Source organism: Gemmatimonadaceae bacterium (genome assembly GCA_020851035.1).
GTDB lineage: Bacteria > Gemmatimonadota > Gemmatimonadetes > Gemmatimonadales > Gemmatimonadaceae > JACMLX01.
The window spans coordinates 142,155-158,897 of sequence record JADZDM010000006.1 but is presented as its reverse complement, the minus strand read 5'-3'; the positions used below and the strand labels follow the sequence as shown (position 1 = coordinate 158,897).

Here is a 16,743-nt window from a genome sequence, read left to right as displayed (position 1 = left end):
GGCATGAATGAGGAGTGGCTCAGGTGGTTCCCGTCCCAGCCGCCCGCCCGGCAAGGGGCCAGGATGCCTGTTCGCATTCCAGGACTGAAAGTCTCCATCGCAGCGATTGCCGAGGCCTGAAATTTCGCTCGAGCCGGCGTGCGACAGCCCGCTCCGCCGTCTGTTGCCCACAGATGCGCGCGGGGATGTGGTCGATCCGGTCGGACGCCCACCAGCTGCGGGTGATGAATGCGGCATGACGGGTGTGAAGCGCCTCGAGGCTGCTGCGATGGCGCGCGAGTGTGGCGTCGACCACCCATCGGCACACCGGGTTCAGCGCGACTTCGGCGTTCCCTGCCGGGAACCGGCACGCCGCCGCCCCCGACCACGCATCACGCGGGCTCTCGCCCGGATGTGCGTCGCCCGTGTCCTGTCAGCCGCCGCGGCACGCCCGGACCGAGTCGCGGCACCACGACCCGGAATCCGATGTGCGAGGCACCGGTATCCGGCGCCCCGGTGCCACGCGCACTCACCCGATATCCGCGGCAATACACGTCACTGCACAGGAACGAGCCACCACGAATGACCCGGGCCGGCTCGCCTTCGGTGCGCGGGTCGGTCCCTCCCGTGGGTCCGGTCGGATCGATGACGGCGACCGCTCCCGCGCGGCGCAGGTACGTGTCGGGGCGATACCAGTCTGCCGTCCATTGCCAGACATTGCCGGACATGTCGTGCAGGCCGTAGCCGTTGGCCGGAAACGTGCCGACAGCGACCGGCTCTGCAGGGTGCGACGGGAACGTACCTTCGTAAATGTGCGCCTGCGGGTGTGCCGAGTCGTGTGGCGCGTCACCCCACGTGTACGTGGCGTGCTCGCGACCGCCGCGCGCAGCGAACTCCCACTCGGCCTCGGTCGGCAAGCGCCCGCCAATCCACTGCGCGTAGGCCACCGCATCGTCCCACGCCACGTGCACCACCGGATGCTGCTGCTTGCCGGCGATCGTGCTGCGTGGTCCCGCCGGATGCCGCCAGCTGGCCCCCGGGGTCCAGCGCCACCACCGTGACACGTCGTGCAGGTCGACGGTGCCGGGCGCAGGCGTGAAGACCAGTGAGCCAGGCACCAAGGCTGCCGCGGGCGGCGGAGGGCTGCCAGGCGGCAAGCCACGCATGATCTCCGCGAGCACGGGCACGCGCTCCGCCACGGTCACGTAGCCTGTTGCCTCGACGAACGCGGTGAACTCCGCGTTCGTGACGACATCGACCATCATGTAGAACCCGCCCACCTGCACGGGGTGCACGGGCTGTTCGTGGGCGAGGGCGTGCGGGCCGGCGTCGCCCATGGCGAACGTGCCTCCCGGGATCCAGACCCAGCCCGCTGGCGCCGGCGCTGGCGCCGCGGCGGGGCTGGCTGCCGACTCGCGGCGTGGTGGCGCGTCGACGGCGGGCGCACACCCGGCTGCGCACGACAGGAGAACGATCGTCACGACGGTGAAAGACTGGCGCACGCCCTCAATGTGGTGCCCGGGCGCGGGGGGAGGTAGTGTATTCCCGATGCGCCGCTTCCTCACCGTCCTGTCGATGACGCTGCTGCTCACCCTGTCCGGTTGCGCGACGGCGGTGCAGCGCGGCCCCGCCGAAGGCACCCAGCGCCCGAACATCGTGTTCGTGCTGGTGGATGACCTCCGGTGGGACGACATCGGTGTCGCCGGTCACCCGTTCGTGCAGACGCCGAACATCGACCGGCTGGCCGCCGAGGGCGCACGATTCACCAACGCCTTCGCCAGCACGCCGCTGTGCAGCCCCAGCCGCGCCAGCATCCTCACGGGCCAGTATGTCCGCAGGAATGGCATCGTCGACAACACGGCGCGCGACTCGGCGAGCCATCGGCTCGCCACCTTCGCGATCCCGTTGCAGGCTGCGGGGTACCGCACGGGTTTCTTCGGCAAGTGGCACATGGGGAACGACGACTCGCCGCGGCCCGGTTGGTCGCACTGGGTGGCCATGCGCGGGCAGGGCGAGGCGGTCAATCCGTCACTGAACATCGACGGGAGCCGCCGCATCGTCGAGGGCTACGTCACCGACGTGCTCACGGATCGGGTGGTGGCGTTCCTCAAGGACTCGAGTCAGGCGCCGTTCATGGTCTTCCTCGCGCACAAGGCGCTGCACCCGAACGTCGTGCAGGCGAATGACGGCACGCGAGGCGCGATGCGCGAGGGCCAGCCCGAGGGATTCGTGCCGGCGCCACGACATGCCGGGCGCTATGCCACGGCGGTCGTCCCGCGTCGGCCGAACGCGCTGACGCCACCCGTCAGGAAGCCGGCGCTGGAACGCCGCCTTCCCGGCCTGCCGGCCCTGTCACCCGCAACCGGCACGAGCGACACGGACATCCGGGCGCGCCTGGAGATGCTGCTCGGTGTGGACGAGTCGCTGGGCCGGCTGCGCGCGACACTCGATTCGCTGGGCCAACTCGAGAACACCGTCATCGTGCTGACGAGCGACCATGGCTACTTCTATGGCGAGCACGGCCTGGACCAGGAGCGTCGCCTGGCGTACGAGGAGACGGCGCGCATCCCGCTGATCGTTCGCTACCCGGGCGTGGCACGCGCGGGATCCACGCCGAGTCAGCTGGTGCAGACGATCGACTTCGCGTCCACGATGCTGGAGCTTGCCGGCGTGCGCGACACCGTGCGGCGCCAGGGTGCGTCACTGGTGCCGCTGCTTCGCGGGCGCACGGTGCCGTGGCGGTCCTCACTGTTCCTCGAGTATTACACCGACATCGTCTTCCCACGCACGTTCCGCATGGGGTACGACGCCGTGCGGACGGAACGGTACACCTACATCACGTACCGTGAACTGCCGGGGATGGACGAGCTGTACGACCTCCAGCGTGATCCGTACCAGATGGACAACCTGATGGGTACGCCCCGCGGCGACGCGGTGCTGCCCGGCGTGCGGGCGGAGCTGCAACGACTGATCACGGAAGCGTCGAGGTGACGGAGCCTCGGTTTCGGGAGTAGGCTGGAGCGGGGAGCCCAGTCCGGAGGCCAGATGATGCGTCGAATGTTGATGATCGCGGTGTGCGGGACCATCGCGTGCGTGGCTGATCCGGCCGCGCCCGGTGGCGGTGCGCCCAGGGCGTCGTCACCTGCGGTGTTCGCGGGGACGTGGCGCTCCGTGACACCGTCGCTCACGTTCATCGGCCTGTCGGTCGCATCGACTTCGGGCCAGACGGGTGTGCTTGGTGTGCGGCTCGCGTTCTCAGGCGTTGCGTGGGAAGGCGGCGGACAGATCGACGGCGACTCGCTGGTCGGCAGGCTGTCAGTCAGTGGTGCGCCGGCGGCACGCAGTGTGATCGTGGCGCGAGCACCCGACGCGCAGACCTTGCGCGTGCGGTTCAGACCCGACAGTGCCGCGTCGCTGGACCTGACGTTCGTTCGCGGGAACTGAGCGTCGCGCGCATATTGGGAGCGTCGTGACCGGACGAGCCTGGAGCGCTCGCGCGGGATGAGTGTCGCGCAGGTCGGAGGTCGAATCCGGCGTGCGCAGCGAGTGATCCGGCGCATGATCCTGACGCTCCCTTCCGACACCAGGATACCGTATCGCAGGGGCTCGCGGGAGTACACACCCGACGAGCACCTGGAGATCGTGAGGGATCACATCCTCGGGCACCTGAATCGGCTCGAGCAGGCGAAAAGGCGGCGCCGATAGCCGGGTCGTGAAACTCCGAGCCGGCGCTGGCCGCGTCGGATGAGTGCGCCCGACGTGGAACCTGCGCTCACCCGGTTGATGTGTTCGCGGGGCGCGGCGCCGCGTCGGCCCAAGGCGCCATTCCGCGCCCAACCCCCGTGGCCACGTCACGTTCAGCTTTCCGCAATTACTCTTGCTTCGGTTCCGGGCGGACAGTTGGTCGATTCCCCAACTGCGGCAACACCCGGTCGTCAGCGGTCATGGTGAAGCGCCAGCCACACAACACCACACGGCATTGCAGATGACACCATTGAAGCGGGTCAGCCACTTGTCAAGCATCACCATTCTGCTCGTGTTCGTGCTTGGGTGCCCGGCGAGCAGGAAGCTCAACGCAGGAAGAGCAGGATCAGCCTTCTCCTTCAAGAACGGAGTATCGCTGAACCACTGGACAGGCTATCCGATTGACTCATTTGCGTATGCCGACCCACGGTGGTTCAGCAAGAAGGATGTGGAATGGATCGCAACAACAGGCATGGACCATATTCAACTGTACATCACCGGCACGGAAATCCTGACTGCGGACGAGCAGATCATTGCCGATAAAGTGGTTGCCGTCGACTCTCTGATCAGCTGGAGCAAGGCGGTCGGCCTTGGTGTGATCCTATCGCCAGCGAGGATGCCAATTGCCGTCACCGACAGCACCTTGCCACGAGCGGAACGAGTCGAACAGAACCTGAGAAAGCAAGCAGCGAACTTCGCTGTATTTGCCAATCATTTCAGGAATCACGGGCCCAATGTGCGATTTCTGTTGAGCACAGGAACCGAGGAGAAGGCACTGCGAAATCGATACTACCAGATGGTCCTGCCTGCGATCAGGAGAACCAATCCTGACAGACAATTGTACATCACAGCATTCAGCCTGGACAGAATACCTGACCTGGAAATCCAAAGCGCTGATCCGAACATCATCATTGCCGCAGAGATCTCTCAGAGCACAGAGCGAAAAGCAGAGGCGATAGATGTGTTCGCGTGGCAACACCAGGACTATTTCTTCACTGAAACGATGCCGGTTGTCACGTTCCCGGGCACCGTGCCAGGCATTGACACCTCCATGATCACCGATCTGGGTCGTTGGGCAATCCCATTTTCCAATGCCAGACTGGAACAGGACTACTTCGACAAGAAGTTTGAATTGGCAAGCCAGCAAATGGAGCAATACCATCCAGGGCGAGAACTGTACATTTCTCATTTTCGCTACTGGACGGGATACCCGTTTGACCCAAGGACAGTCAAGGACGCACGGTCGGTGAACAACTTCGTATCATCGTTTGCTTCAGCTGCAAGGAGAAACAACATTGGCTGGTGCTATTATGACTACAACAGTGGCAGTGGCATCCGAACCCCTGATGGTGAAAGGGCTCTGGTCCTGGATGCACTCGACTTAGGCGAGTAAGCAAGACAGCGGACCGCCACCAGGACGTTTGCTGCCATGCTGGCAGGCGAATGTGTCCAGCATGCCCCCGACCCGGTTTGGCGGACACCCAGCCTGACCTGATTTCGATTCAGGAGGGAGGTGCAGACCGCGAACACACCACTCGAGTCCCCTAGTTTCGACCTGCCCAACTTTTCCGGGGGGACGTCACTGTCGGTAGAGCACACACACGAGACCGCATGTTCCGGGTCTCTGGAACCGATCCGCCAGGCACGCGATTCCCGGCTATCCCGGCGCGTCGTCGAACAGGTCCGGCTGCTCCGGCGGACCACCACCCGGCCTGATCCCTTCCAGCGCGAGCAGCCGGACCTTCGTCGCCACACCGCCCGGCGCTGAAAAGCCGCCCAGCGACTGCCCCGCCGCGAGCACGCGATGGCATGGCACCACCACCGGCCACGGATTCCGCGCCATCGCGCGGCCAACCACGCGTGCATCACCTGGCGCGCCCGTCGCCCGCGCCAGCGTGCCGTAGGTGATCGTCTCGCCCCATCCCACGCTCCGCAGCGCCGCGTAGATCGCGCGTTCACCGGCGGCAAGTGCGCGGTCGTCGAGCGGGAGGTGGCGGTAGTCGGTCGGGTCGCCGCTCAGGTGCCGGGTCACCAGTGACATGCAGTCAGTCAGCCACGCCGGCGGTGTGTCCGAGGCAGCCTCGGCACCGGCACGACGCAGCCGCGCCACCGTCGCGCGCTCATCAGAGTCCGGCAGCTGGACACGAAGGAGCCCGACGTCAGACCAGGCGAGGCCACAGGTGCCGAACGCCGTCGGGAACGTGAGATAGTGAGCAGTCGGCATCGGCAGTCAAGGTGCGGACTGCACGACGATGACACCAGCGCTCGTCGCGGGGCGCCTCAGCGTGGCACCACCCGCAGCACCGGCGCCGGGTCGAAGTCACAGTCGCCGATGCGCTCCCATCGTATCGCGCGCCGGAATCCCACCCCGAAGCGCGTCAGGCTGCCGACCGCCGTTCCGCAGATGTTCACGTCCGACGCCGTGCCCCGCGGCACGACGTTGGCCGCTGGCGACGATGGCAGATCCTCGGCGGGACGCGCGCTGCCGCGCAACACGGTCACCGGCGCATCGGGGAAGGCGCCGCCGAAGGAGAGGCTGACCGGCGCGATCCCGACCACGCGTCCGGCGTCGTTGAGCCCGGACGCCACCGACCCGACCGGCAGGCCGACCTTCGGACTCTGGTCCCCGCTTGGCGCGTGCACCACCGTCGGCTCCACCACGCCGTGGGCGTTCCAGGTGTGGAGCAGCACCTCCTGCTTGTTGTTGATCCGGAGCCCGGCGTGCGAGGCGATCTTGTGGACCTCCTGCTGCTGGCCGTCCGCGTACCAGACCCACGCGCGATCGATGCCGCTCCCATCGCTGACCCATCCGCTGATGTCACCGAGCGCGTTGATGTCGACGGCACCACCGGCGATCCAGGGCGCTGCGAGCGGCAGTGCGACCGCAGACCACCGACCGCCACGGACCTGCATCCAGCGCACCGGCAGTTGCGTGCCTTTCCGGTTCGTCATCTCGCCCACGATCGTGCCCTGCCAGTTGATCGCGGCGGCAATCGTCGTCGTCGCGCCGCTCGGCAGCGGCAACTGCACCCACTTCGTCGGCGTGAGATACACCCAGCTCCGCCCGGCCCGGTTGCCGGTGATCAGACCGTAGTCGCTGATGTCCGTCGGTGCGAGGCCGAGTCCATTGCCGAGGGCGACCGGCAGGCCGGATGCGTCCCACATCACACCCATCGGCGGCGAGAACCCAAGCTGGCTGGTGCCGATGGTGCCGACTATCGCGCCGCTGGCATTGATCGCCACTGCGACGCTGTGCACCGTGTCCGGCGAGCCGAGCACGTCGCGGTGATACTCGGGCGGCAGCGGCGGGAGGGGAGCCAGCGCCGGTGGCGCGGCCGACGTGGGCGCGTGCCGATCGGGTGCGCACGCGGCCAGCACGCAGGCGGCGGCTGTGAGAGCGAGCGGAACAGTTCGCGACATCGGAGCTCGGGGTGGGGTCACTCGTCAGACGACGACGGATGGCCGTTATTCTCACGGCAGGCGGCTGAGCCTGGACAGCGACCGTTCCGCGACCATGCCGAGCGTCTGGCGGCCGGTGCTCAGCGCCACGCCTGCACACCACGGCACGCGGGTTGCCGCTGGCAGCGAGACCGGTGTATCGTGCGCAGACTATCGAAGGGTGCGGTCACGGTGCAGCGGAATCCGATCGCGCTTCCAACATCCGAGGTGTCGTGCACACGAGGTGCGTGTTGGCTTGGCTCGGGTTGTCTGCCTCCGCATGCGCCGGTCCGCGCGCCGCACCGCCGCTGACTGCAGAGGCACGTGTCGCCGCCCTGGAGGCGGACATGAGCCGCCTTCGTCGCGACACGGCAACTGTCCTCGGACTGTCCACGGAAGGGGCCACGCTGGAGGCGGCGTATGACGGCATGCAGCTGCGCCGGCTCCGCGCCATCTACTTCGGCGAGATGGGTCGCGCCACGGACACATTCTACTTCGACTCAGCCGCGTTCTTCGTCGTGCACCAGACGTTCCACTACGATGCGCCGCTGAGCGGTCGAGTCACCGATTCGGCGGTGCGCACGTTCGACCTGACCGGCGCACACGTCACGCGCGTAGAGGCCGATAGCCTGAAAGCCGTCGCGCGCGACCTCCTGCAGCGATTGCATTACCCGGAGCGTTGAGCGGCGGGAGGGCGGCGCGAGGCATGCGCGGTGCGCGCGAATGCCCCGGGCAGATCGGGTGAAACCAGTGTCCGGCGCCACCGGTATGCGGTTGAACTCCCTGTTCCTGCGATTTCGATGTTGCTCCCCGATGTGCTCCTGCTGGCCGCGGTGCATGCCCTCGCCGCGTGGCGGCTGATCGCGCCGGAATGGCGCCCGCGTCTTCGTATCGCCGCTGTCGGACTCGGGCTGTGCCTCGCAGTGGCACAATGGGCGCTCCGCGGCAGCAGCTGGCAGGATCTGATCGCGTATTCGTCATCGACCAGATCGTGCGTCAGGGCGGCGGGATCGACGCGTCGAAGGTGGGCCGTGATCGGGCACTCCTTCGGCGGCGCGGCGGCCGCCATGGCGTTGAGCGAGGACCCTCGCGTTGTCGCCGCCGCCAACATCGACGGCACGCCGTATGGTGACCTGCCCAGCCGCCAGCTCACCCGGCCGTTCCTGTTGCTGCAGAGCGATCTCACCGAGTCCCCCCACGGGGACCTGTTCCACACTGGCAACGGGAGGCTGCTCGCGAACATGACCGCGGCCGGCTTCCGCTACGAGATCAGGCACGCCAACCATTTCAGCTTCACCGATGCGCCGTTCTTCGTCGCGCCGGCGGGTCGCTGGCGGCCGGCGCGGGTGATGGGTGGATCACGTGGGGGCGCAGCGCCAGCGCCTCCATCAGACCGCAGGTGAGATGAGCCAGCCGCCGGTGTGCTCGATCGCGGCGCCTGCGATCAATGGGCAGGCTCGCCCGGCGGCGGTTGTCGCATGGTATAGTGTCATCCGTCCTGCGTCTCCGATTCCGCGATCCCAACCGAGGACCCGCATGCACATCACCATCGATACCACCATCCCCGCCCCCCTCACCACCGTCTGGTCCGCCTGGACCACCCCCGCCGACATCACCCACTGGAACGCCGCCTCCGACGACTGGTGCTGCCCCGCCGCCACCATCGACCTCCGCCCCGGTGGCCACTTTTCCTACCGCATGGAAGCCCGCGACGGCAGTTTCGGCTTCGACTTCGCCGGTACCTTCACCACCGTCGTGCCCCATGAGCGCATCGAGTTCACGATGGGTGACGAGCGCATCGTGACCGTGGAGTTCGTGGAGGCGGGTGACGCCGTCACCGTGCGCGAAACCTTCGAGGCCGAGTCGACGCACACCGGCGAACAGCAACGGCAGGGATGGCAGGCCATCCTCGACCGCTTCGCCGCACACGTGATTTCCCGCCGGTGACGCAACACGGCAGCCCCGCGCGGCTCGTCACACTCGTCCCGGTGGCCTCCGCGCACGCCCCTGCCGTCCAGCAGCTCGCGGCGAACCCCGCCGTCACCGCCACCACCAACCTCCCCGAGCCGTACCCCGCCGATGGCGCCGCCTCCTGGATCGCCTCGGTCGTGCCGCGACACGCGGCTGGACTGGAATACGCGTTCGCCATCGTCGCGCTCACCGACGTCGCGACCGGCGCACAGATCGAGACGGCCCCCGCACTCTTCGTGGTCGGTATGTGCGGCCTCGTGATGCCGACACCCGCTGCCGCTGGCGACGACACGGTTCCCGCGAGCCGCACCGGTGCGCGTGCCGAGCCCGAGTCGGCTGCCGAGATGGGCTACTGGATCGGCAAACCGTTCTGGGGCTGCGGTTATGCCACGGCCGCCTGCCGCGCACTCACCACCTTCGCCTTCGCCCACACGTCCGTCACCGCCATCGACGCCTTCCCGCTGCAGGAGAACGCGGCGTCACGACGCGTGCTGCAGAAGCTTGGCGCCACCCTCGTCGGCGTGGTGCCCAACATGTACCCGAAGTGGCCACCCGATCGGCTGCTGGCGCACTACCGGCTCTGCCGGCCCGACTGGGGGAAGTCCGCCGCAGCCACGCAGCCTTGACAACCGGAGCCCCGTTCCGGACTGTGTGTCGCCGCACGCGAGCGCCGATGGCTCGCCCACGCCCGTGACTCGTCAAGGAGCTGGCCCATGGGTTCGAATCCGATCGTGAAGTCCACCGCCATCGGTGTCGTCCTGCAACTGGCGATGGTGCTGCTCGGAAAGGCCGTGCCATCACTCGGCGCGATGCCCAACTTCTTCGCCATCTGCGGTACGGTGGTGGCCGCACTCACGGGCGCAATCGCGGGACGCGCCACCACCGGCACCGCTGGTGCTGCCGCCACGTCCGGTGCCGCCGCCGGCGGTGCCAGCAGCGTCGTGGGCGGACTGCTCGCGGTTGCGACGGGACAGTGGCCCGGGTTCGCCGTCGCGCAGCTGCTCTTCCCCGCCATCTCCGGTGCGGCAGGCGGTGGAATCGGCGGCGTGATCTCGAAGATGATGAAGGCCCGGCCAAGCACCGCGTGAGCCCCGCGCGGCCGCGCGGACCCGCGCCGCAGCCGGCGGCGGACGGGTCTGCGTGGATGCGGCCGTCGCACGATCGTGATCAGGAACGGACCGGGCCAGCGTCCTTCAGGTGATGGACATCTGATCGACACCACCATGGTCCGGCAACACGGAGGCGTGGATGCACCGCGACGAGTATCGTGAGTTCCTGTCGTATCTCTCGGTCGAGCGGATCCGCCGGTCGGGGGTCGCGCCGCGCACGGCGCCAGGCCCGGACCATCGCTCGATGGACGACCTGATCCAGGACATGGCGCCCGGCTATGCCGATCACAAGCGCCACGAACGGCAGGACGCCGCCTTCGATGCCGCGTACATCCAGTCCGTCGCACGCGTGCTGTCGCGTGCCACCGACATCGCGGAAGACATCGGGATGCTCGACGTGGTCGAGGAATACGATGGCCTCATCATCGAGGGCATGACGTTCGAGGACCTGCCCGCCGAGGACATCCGCGCGCTCCGGCTCCTCGGCGAGACGAGTGCCCGCGGCGCGTTGCTCGCCGCGTTCCTGCAGGTCAAGCGGCGCGGCACGCTCGACGTGATGCGGCAGGAGCCCACCATCAGCCCGCTCGTGTCGTCGCTGCGCGGCATCGAGACTCGCCTCAGGAACGCCGGCGACGCGCTCCGGCCGCCGGTGGTGCCGACGGTCGGCGTCAGGCACCCCTCGCGACGCTGGTTCAAGGGATTGGGCAAGATCGCGCAGGGGGCGGCACTGACCCTGGCGGACGTGTGCATGGCCGGTGGACTGCTGACGCTCCCGGTGAGCCCGGAGACGCAGGGCTGGGGCGCGATCGTCTCGTCCATCACCGGGATCGGCACTGTCCTGGAAGGCGCGGGGGAGCTTCGCGCCGAGTGAGCGCGCCGGCCCTCGGGCCACCAAGTGAGGGAAGGGGCGTCCGGGTCGCGAAACCGGGTCGCCCTCGGTCCGGTCGCCTGACCGCCGCGGGTGCTCGCTTTCCGGACGGGCACCCGCCAACGTTCAGCGGCACGGAACGCGCCTGACGCGTCACGACCGACGCGCAGCCCTCCGCAACCAACACACCACCAGCATGCCACCGATTGCCGAGCTCCATCCTGTCGTCGTGCACTTCGTCGTCGCACTCGGAGTCGCCGGTATCGCGTTCCGGATCCTCAGCCTGTTCCCCTTCGGCAAGTGGGCCACCCACGCCGCCACGGTGCTGATCGTGCTCGCCGCCGCCGCCTCCGCGCTGGCCGTGAAGTCGGGTGATGCCTCGCACGGCCCGGCCGAGCGGATCCCCGGCGCGCGACCGATTGTGCAGGAACACGAGGAGCTGGGCGAGAAGGCGCGCAACATCCTTGTCGCGCTGGCCGCACTCGAACTGATCGCGCTGGCGCTGCGCAAGAACGCGAAGATGGCGCGCGGGCTCGGCGTCGCGTCGGCACTCGTCGGCCTGCCGGCTGCCGCGCTGATCTACGGCGCCGGCAAGCACGGTGGTGAGCTGGTGTACGAATACGCCGGCGGTGTCGGCACGCTCAAGTCCGACTCGGCCGACGTCACGAACCTGCTCGTGGCGGGCCTCTTTCACCAGGCGCGACTGGCGCGCGAGGCGGGACGCAAGGAGGAGGCGGCGCGCCTCACCGCGGAGCTCATCTTGCAGCGGCCCAATGATCCCACCGTCGCACTGCTCGGCATCGAGTCGCAACTCCGCGACCGCGCCGATGCTGCCGGTGCGATGACGAGCCTGCGCGCGATGTCGCTCCCCGCTGACCAGCCGATGCTCGCCGTCCGCAAGGGCATGCTGCTGGCCGACGGCTACGTCGCGCTCGGCCACACCGACTCGGCACGCACGCTGCTGACCGACCTGAAGGCGAAGTTCCCCGCCGCGCGCGGGCTGCAGGCGGCGATCGACAAGCTGAAGTAGCCCGCGATCGCCGCGCGCGCCCCGGGTCAGTCGCCCGGGGCCTGTGACGCCGGCTTCGGGAACGACTGCTCCATCCACGCCTGCCAGCGCGGCGTCTCGCTCGTGACGAGGCCCGCTCCCTGCGCACCATACATGTAGCCGTTGATCGCCAGCGTGGTCGGACCGCCGGGGTATCCGGCCACGCCAAACGCCGCGATGCCGGGACCCGGTGTGTCGAGGCGCAGGAGCAGGTCGTACGGCGTGCGCGTGAGGTACTCCACCACGCCGCTCATCGACGGGACTCCGGCGGGCGCGGTCCAACGCTGGCCGACGCTCGCCCCCGCCAGGCCCAGCGCCGACAACATCGCGTCCCACCCCTCGGCCTCCGTGCCCGCGACGGGTGCGGATACCTGCATCAGCGTGCAGGACTGGCCGCGGAAGTGCTCGAGGTAGAGCTGCAGCGTGCGCAGGAACGCCGGCCAGCCGTACTTGGTGGCCTCGAGCTGGTTGTCCCAGTCGTCCGTGCTGGCGAACAGGCTGTGCACGATGCGCACGATGCAGGTGCCGCCGGCGCGTGCCTCGACGATCCACTCGTTCGCGATGGGCGGTGAGCCCGGGATCCAGCCCGGCGATTCACGCGTGAGCTTCCGCGGCGCATCCCACTCGGTCACCTCCGAGCGCGACGCCATGCCCGGCCCGAAGGTGAGCGTGAAGGCCACCGGCGCACCGTCGCGCTCCTCGACCACGGCGGGCATGAACCATGACGAGATGCCGGGACCGGTGGCGATGGCGGCCCAGACTTCGTCCGGTGTCCCGTGTACCTCGACCTCGATCGCGATGGACCGGCGTCCGCTGGCGTCCGTGCTGATGCTCATTGCAGCTCCCTGGGTTCGGATTGCTGTGGAAGTGGGTGCGCCAGGATCACCAGCCGATGCGCGCGGCCGCCGGGGGCGGAGCCATCGTGGTACTTCGACACGAGTGTCGCGATGGCTTCGGTGAGCTCTCTGCTGAAGTCGGCCCGCTCGGCCGGCGACCGGAAACGGATCTCGGTATCCACCGAGAGCGTGGCGAGCCGCTTGCCGGTGTCGGTCGCGCGCCGCACGAGGTCGCCCACCTCGCGCACCACGCGCGCGCCGAGTGCGATGAGGTAGCTGGCGGAAAGACGGTCCACGGTGCGGCCCGGATCGGCGGCGATGGGCCCCAGCGCACCCGGCGACACGACGTAGGACGCCGCGGTCGCCACGACGAGTCGCTCCGTCAGCCCGCCCCACTTCCGCTCGCCGGCCAGCCGCACCAGCCCGTGCGCCTCGAGCGCCCGGAGGTGGTAGTTCACCTTCTGCCGCGTCAGCCCGACGCGTGAGGCCAGCGTCGCTGCCGAAGCAGGCTCGGCCATTTCGGAGAGCAGGCGGCTCCGGATGGGTTCGAGCGCGGCGGTGGCTGCGGCGGGGGAGTCGATGACCTGGATGTCGAACATGGAAACGAGGATACCGTTGACAAGAAAAACTGTCAAGAGGGCAACCCCTGTCCTCGGAAGTGGACACTGGCACTCAGAGTCGCAGCGAGGTGTTGTGGACGCTGGTACTCAGAGTCACCGACCAGGTGCTGCGCGCGCAGGCGCGCCCGACGACCGGACCCGACGGGTCGCGCCAGGCATGGTGGATCGTCAGCTTTCCGGCACGGACTCCGTGCTCGCCATCGGTGTGCGAGACGCCCGATGCCCGTCGCTCCCAGTCCCTCCACGTTCGGCATGACCGCACTCCGCGCCCTCCTGTCCGCCGGCACGCTGCTCAGCCTCGGCGCCTGTCGCGCGGAGCCTCGGCCGACCGTGCTCGAGCCGCCGATGCCGACGGTGCACACCCCGCCCGGCATCCAGGCGGCGCTGCGGATCTCGTTCGCCGCGCTGCCGCAGTACGCCACGCCGGCATTCCCGGCGCATTACCGCGCCCTCGTGCGCGCGCGCACGAATGCGCCGGTCGACAACCCCGTCACGGACCAGGGCGCCCTGCTCGGACGCGTCCTCTTCCACGAAACGCAACTGAGCCGCACCAACACCCGGAGCTGTGCCTCCTGCCACATCCAGTCCGCAGGCTTCTCCGACACGGCGCGGTTCAGCCTCGGCATCGACGGGGTGAGCCGCACGGGCGCACACTCCATGCGCCTCGCGAACAGCAGGTTCTTCGTGTCGGGCCGGGCGTTCTGGGACCAGCGTGCACCGACACTCGAGTCGCAGGCGCTCCAGCCGATCCGCGACGCCGTCGAGATGGGCTTCGACGACGCGCACGGCGGCATCCCGGCGCTGGTCGCTCGGCTGGGCGGCCACCTGTACTACCGCGAACTGTTCGCCTACGCGTTCGGTGACTCCACGGTGACCGGCGACCGTATCGCCCGCGCGCTCGCGCAGTACGTGCGCAGCATCGTCTCCGTCGACAGCCGGTTCGACGAGGGATTCTCGCGCGCCTTCAATCCGCTCCTCCCAGACAGCGGGCTGGGTGCGCCGTTCCCGACCTTCACCGACGCCGAGAACCGCGGCAAGTCGCTGTTCCAGCGCCGCATCAACCAGGGCGGTGCCGGCTGCGCCGAGTGCCACCTGCCACCCACCTTCGCGCTCGAGCTGGATGGGGAGGGGAATGGCCTCGATGCCGACGAGACGCGACACTTCAAGGCCCCGTCGCTCCGCAACGTCGCGCTCGACGGCGCCTTCATGCACGACGGCCGCTTCGCGACCCTGGAGGCCGTGGTCGAGCACTACAACAGCGGCATGCAGCCCGCACCGTCGCTGGACTCGCGCCTGCGCAATGCCGACCGCTCTCCGATCCGGCTCGGGCTGAGTGCCGCGGACAAGGCGGCGCTGGTGGCGTACCTGCGGACACTGACCGACGAGATGATCACCACCGATCCCCGTTTCTCGGATCCGTTCCGGCGCTGAGGCCGGTGGTCACGTGGGCGTGTTCCCTGCGCGCCATGGTGCGGCGTTCCCGGCGCTATGGTGCCTCATCCACCCGGGTCGGGTGCTGTTCACCGCCGCCTGACCTCGAACCGCACGCCGGCAATCCGCGCCGACCCATCCGGCACGAACGACACGCCCACCATCATCTCGCCGTTCTTCTCCGACCTGACCTCTATCGCCAGCGAGGAGTCCGGCGCCTCGCGCACCCCGAGGATCGTGAGCGGGCCGTTGTCGGCGAAGATCTCGAGGTAGCGCCGGACGCGGTCGTCGGTGGTGCGTTCGTCCTTCACCACCAGCGTCTCGATCACCGTTCGCATCAACGCGCTGTCACCTGACGAGAACGCACGAAGGTAGGCCGCAGCCGCGCGCCCGCGCGGCGTCTCGGGTAGCGCGTCCAGCAGGGGACCCTGCGGGCCATCATCCGCATCGTCCGGTGACCCGCGCAGCACGATGCGCGGTCCACGGCCCGGGCCCTGCGGCGGGCCGCCCACGCGCTCGCCGCCGCCCAGCCACCGCTCCACCGAATCCGCCATCATCTCCGCGATCGGCGGATCGACGTTGGCCAGCACGATCAGGTGGTAGCCGGCGGGAAGTCCCTCGCTGATCACCACGTTGGAGCCGGGACTGCCGCCCGCCGACTGGTCGGACAGCAGACGCGCGGGCACGCCGAGCTGCCCCCGCCGGCGCGCCATCACGAAACGGAGCAGGTCACCGGCGCTCGCGAACGCGCCGCCCGCGGCACTCCCGCGGATCGGCTGCACGCCCGTGGCGCGCACCAGCCGCGCGGTCGGGGCGTCGTCGGCGCCGCGCGTATAGCCGATCGCGGCGCGCGGCGGCAGGGAATCACGCGCGGGGAATGCGCTCACGGTCATTGCGGCCGGTGCGAACACGTGACGCTGGATGTACTCGTGGTACACCTCCCCCGACACCCGCTCGATGATCTCGCCGAGGATCACGTATCCGGCGTTCGAGTACTCCGCGCGGCTCCCAGGCTCGAACGCCAGTGGCCCTCGTGTTGCGGCCGGCAGGTAGTCCCGGTTGCGGCGCATGGCGGGAAGGTTCTCGAAGATGTTGCCGTTGATCCCCGAGCGGTGCGTGAGCAGGTGCCGGATCGTCACCTTGCGCGCCACTGCGGCATCGGGATAGTCGGGCCAATAGGCAGCGATGGTGCTGTCCGGCGACAGCCTGCCGGCCGCCGCGAGCTGGCCGATGGCCACCTGGGTGAACAGCTTGCCCACCGAACTGACGTTCATGATCGTACCCACCGTCATCGGGCGTCGCGCTTCCCGGTCGGCGAAGCCGTAGGCCTGCTCGAGCACGGGCCGGCCGTCGCGCGTGAGCAGCACGACCCCGGAGAAGCGATCCTGCCTCGCGAGCGTGCGGGCCATCATCCGGAGCCTGCCGGCGATGTCGGCCTGTTCGGCAGTCGGTGCCTGTCGCCTGCGCTCGGGTGTGCCGCGGGGCGCGGCCCCCTGCGCCTGCAGACCGGAGACGATCGACAGGGTGACGGCCAGTGCGCCGAGACACTGCGGCACGGGGCGGGAGGGGCGCTGGTGGGGGCGCGGCGGCGTAGCCTTCATCTGTTGTCTCCATCGGGACGGTGTGGCCGTTGTTCCTGGCACACAACAAACTCCGGGGCGGTGAACCCCGTGTGAAGGCCGGCACGCCGGTTGCCTTC

General features: G+C 68.8%; 17 protein-coding genes. 11 read left to right on the top strand and 6 right to left on the bottom strand.

Annotated features, from left to right (window positions below):
• Nucleotides 1–371 precede the first annotated feature (371 nt).
• Complete coding sequence (locus IT355_06960) at nt 372–1,481, bottom strand: formylglycine-generating enzyme family protein (GenBank protein MCC7052993.1); 1,110 nt, start codon at nt 1,479–1,481, stop codon at nt 372–374.
• Nucleotides 1,482–1,527: 46 nt separating this feature from the next.
• Between IT355_06960 and IT355_06955 the strand changes: the two genes are divergently transcribed.
• The 3 genes from IT355_06955 to IT355_06945 all read left to right on the top strand — a co-directional run bounded on the left by IT355_06955 (nt 1,528) and on the right by IT355_06945 (nt 5,116).
• A complete protein-coding gene (locus IT355_06955; GenBank protein ID MCC7052992.1) occupies nt 1,528–2,970 on the top strand; it encodes a sulfatase in 1,443 nt (480 codons plus the stop codon).
• A 54-nt stretch (nt 2,971–3,024) separates the two neighbouring features.
• The gene (locus tag IT355_06950) at nt 3,025–3,423 is read left to right on the top strand and encodes a hypothetical protein (GenBank protein MCC7052991.1); all 399 of its coding nucleotides are present in this window, start codon (nt 3,025–3,027) and stop codon (nt 3,421–3,423) included.
• Nucleotides 3,424–3,964: 541 nt separating this feature from the next.
• A complete protein-coding gene (locus tag IT355_06945) occupies nt 3,965–5,116 on the top strand; it encodes a hypothetical protein (GenBank protein MCC7052990.1) in 1,152 nt (383 codons plus the stop codon).
• 264 nt (nt 5,117–5,380) lie between these two features.
• Here the strand turns inward: IT355_06945 and IT355_06940 are convergent, their stop codons facing one another.
• A complete protein-coding gene (locus tag IT355_06940; GenBank protein MCC7052989.1) occupies nt 5,381–5,947 on the bottom strand; it encodes a methylated-DNA--[protein]-cysteine S-methyltransferase in 567 nt (188 codons plus the stop codon).
• A gap of 56 nt (nt 5,948–6,003) precedes the next feature.
• The gene (locus tag IT355_06935; protein ID MCC7052988.1) at nt 6,004–7,143 is read right to left on the bottom strand and encodes a hypothetical protein; all 1,140 of its coding nucleotides are present in this window, start codon (nt 7,141–7,143) and stop codon (nt 6,004–6,006) included.
• Nucleotides 7,144–7,508: 365 nt separating this feature from the next.
• On the opposite strand from IT355_06935, the gene IT355_06930 reads away from it, so the two are divergent.
• The 7 genes from IT355_06930 (at nt 7,509) to IT355_06900 (ending at nt 12,139) form a co-directional block, all read left to right on the top strand.
• Nucleotides 7,509–7,844 carry a hypothetical protein gene (locus tag IT355_06930; protein MCC7052987.1) on the top strand — a complete coding sequence of 112 codons (336 nt, stop codon included), beginning with the start codon at nt 7,509–7,511 and terminating at the stop codon, nt 7,842–7,844.
• Between the two features lie 132 nt (nt 7,845–7,976).
• The gene (locus IT355_06925) at nt 7,977–8,564 is read left to right on the top strand and encodes a hypothetical protein (GenBank protein ID MCC7052986.1); all 588 of its coding nucleotides are present in this window, start codon (nt 7,977–7,979) and stop codon (nt 8,562–8,564) included.
• 133 nt (nt 8,565–8,697) lie between these two features.
• Complete coding sequence (locus IT355_06920; GenBank protein ID MCC7052985.1) at nt 8,698–9,108, top strand: SRPBCC family protein; 411 nt, start codon at nt 8,698–8,700, stop codon at nt 9,106–9,108.
• Between the two features lie 41 nt (nt 9,109–9,149).
• Complete coding sequence (locus tag IT355_06915; GenBank protein MCC7052984.1) at nt 9,150–9,758, top strand: GNAT family N-acetyltransferase; 609 nt, start codon at nt 9,150–9,152, stop codon at nt 9,756–9,758.
• 87 nt (nt 9,759–9,845) lie between these two features.
• Nucleotides 9,846–10,220 (top strand): hypothetical protein, encoded by a 375-nt coding sequence (locus IT355_06910; GenBank protein MCC7052983.1) that lies wholly within the window; start codon nt 9,846–9,848, stop codon nt 10,218–10,220.
• Between the two features lie 160 nt (nt 10,221–10,380).
• A complete protein-coding gene (locus IT355_06905; protein ID MCC7052982.1) occupies nt 10,381–11,112 on the top strand; it encodes a hypothetical protein in 732 nt (243 codons plus the stop codon).
• Nucleotides 11,113–11,305: 193 nt separating this feature from the next.
• Entirely contained in the window at nt 11,306–12,139 is an 834-nt protein-coding gene (locus IT355_06900) for a hypothetical protein (protein MCC7052981.1), read from the top strand.
• A gap of 26 nt (nt 12,140–12,165) precedes the next feature.
• On the opposite strand, the gene IT355_06895 is transcribed toward IT355_06900, so the two are convergent.
• Together IT355_06895 and IT355_06890 are read right to left on the bottom strand one after the other, a co-directional pair.
• On the bottom strand, nt 12,166–12,993 hold the full coding sequence (locus tag IT355_06895; protein MCC7052980.1) for an SRPBCC domain-containing protein: 828 nt from the start codon (nt 12,991–12,993) through the stop codon (nt 12,166–12,168).
• A complete protein-coding gene (locus IT355_06890; GenBank protein ID MCC7052979.1) occupies nt 12,990–13,592 on the bottom strand; it encodes a helix-turn-helix transcriptional regulator in 603 nt (200 codons plus the stop codon). The genes IT355_06895 and IT355_06890 overlap by 4 nt, the downstream gene beginning before the upstream one ends.
• Before the next feature lie 273 nt (nt 13,593–13,865).
• On the opposite strand from IT355_06890, the gene IT355_06885 reads away from it, so the two are divergent.
• Nucleotides 13,866–15,044 carry a hypothetical protein gene (locus tag IT355_06885; protein MCC7052978.1) on the top strand — a complete coding sequence of 393 codons (1,179 nt, stop codon included), beginning with the start codon at nt 13,866–13,868 and terminating at the stop codon, nt 15,042–15,044.
• 89 nt (nt 15,045–15,133) lie between these two features.
• Here the strand turns inward: IT355_06885 and IT355_06880 are convergent, their stop codons facing one another.
• Nucleotides 15,134–16,645, bottom strand: coding sequence for a beta-lactamase family protein (locus IT355_06880; GenBank protein MCC7052977.1), 1,512 nt, complete (start codon nt 16,643–16,645; stop codon nt 15,134–15,136).
• Nucleotides 16,646–16,743 lie beyond the last annotated feature (98 nt).

Coding starts and splice junctions, on each gene's coding strand:
- IT355_06920 (MCC7052985.1), top strand. CDS start 8,698: ATGCACATCACCATCGATACCACCATCCCCGCCCCCCTCACCACCGTC.
- IT355_06890 (MCC7052979.1), bottom strand. CDS start 13,592: ATGTTCGACATCCAGGTCATCGACTCCCCCGCCGCAGCCACCGCCGCG.
- IT355_06900 (MCC7052981.1), top strand. CDS start 11,306: ATGCCACCGATTGCCGAGCTCCATCCTGTCGTCGTGCACTTCGTCGTC.
- IT355_06955 (MCC7052992.1), top strand. CDS start 1,528: ATGCGCCGCTTCCTCACCGTCCTGTCGATGACGCTGCTGCTCACCCTG.
- IT355_06935 (MCC7052988.1), bottom strand. CDS start 7,143: ATGTCGCGAACTGTTCCGCTCGCTCTCACAGCCGCCGCCTGCGTGCTG.
- IT355_06880 (MCC7052977.1), bottom strand. CDS start 16,645: ATGAAGGCTACGCCGCCGCGCCCCCACCAGCGCCCCTCCCGCCCCGTG.
- IT355_06950 (MCC7052991.1), top strand. CDS start 3,025: ATGATGCGTCGAATGTTGATGATCGCGGTGTGCGGGACCATCGCGTGC.
- IT355_06910 (MCC7052983.1), top strand. CDS start 9,846: ATGGGTTCGAATCCGATCGTGAAGTCCACCGCCATCGGTGTCGTCCTG.
- IT355_06945 (MCC7052990.1), top strand. CDS start 3,965: ATGACACCATTGAAGCGGGTCAGCCACTTGTCAAGCATCACCATTCTG.
- IT355_06940 (MCC7052989.1), bottom strand. CDS start 5,947: ATGCCGACTGCTCACTATCTCACGTTCCCGACGGCGTTCGGCACCTGT.
- IT355_06885 (MCC7052978.1), top strand. CDS start 13,866: ATGACCGCACTCCGCGCCCTCCTGTCCGCCGGCACGCTGCTCAGCCTC.
- IT355_06905 (MCC7052982.1), top strand. CDS start 10,381: ATGCACCGCGACGAGTATCGTGAGTTCCTGTCGTATCTCTCGGTCGAG.
- IT355_06895 (MCC7052980.1), bottom strand. CDS start 12,993: ATGAGCATCAGCACGGACGCCAGCGGACGCCGGTCCATCGCGATCGAG.
- IT355_06930 (MCC7052987.1), top strand. CDS start 7,509: ATGAGCCGCCTTCGTCGCGACACGGCAACTGTCCTCGGACTGTCCACG.